The following is a 483-nucleotide window of genomic DNA, read 5'->3' as shown; positions in this document are numbered from 1 at the left end:
CCTCGCCCACCGCGGCGACTACCCGGCGGGGCCCGTCTTCGACCTGCTCGGGCAGGAACTCCTCGAAGGGATCGAGGAGCTGAGCGGCGAGCCCGGGACGCGCATGTTCCGGCGCACGCTGCGGCTGCCGTACGGCACGGGCATCGTCTCCGTCGACGAGGCCGGGCACGAGCAGCCCGGGGCGCAGGCCGAGCACCGCGGCGGCTGGCTGGACGCCCGGATCCACCTGACCGACCTGCGGGACCTGACGACGGCGGTGGGCCGGCTGCGGCGCCTGTTCGACCTGGACTCCGACCCGTTCGCGATCGACGAGCGGCTCGGCGCCGACCCGCGGCTCGCCCCCCTGGTCGCCGCCCGGCCGGGCCTGCGCTCACCCGGCGCCGCCGACCCCGACGAACTGGCCGTACGTCTGCTCGTCGGACCCGCCGAGTCCGCGCGGCTCGTCGAACGGTACGGCAAGCGGCTGGACGCCCCCTGCGGCGC

At 76.8% G+C, this 483-nt stretch carries 1 protein-coding gene; it reads left to right on the top strand.

Translation table 11 applies throughout. The features are described 5' to 3' along the window. The coding region (locus G3I40_RS46275) for an AlkA N-terminal domain-containing protein (RefSeq protein ID WP_275410355.1) at nucleotides 1-483 on the top strand (483 nt) is incomplete at both ends.

Origin of the sequence: Streptomyces sp. SID14478 (genome assembly GCF_010548525.1) — a bacterium.
In the GTDB taxonomy this organism is placed as follows: Bacteria; Actinomycetota; Actinomycetes; order Streptomycetales; family Streptomycetaceae; genus Streptomyces.
This window is presented reverse-complemented; position numbering and strand designations above follow the sequence as displayed.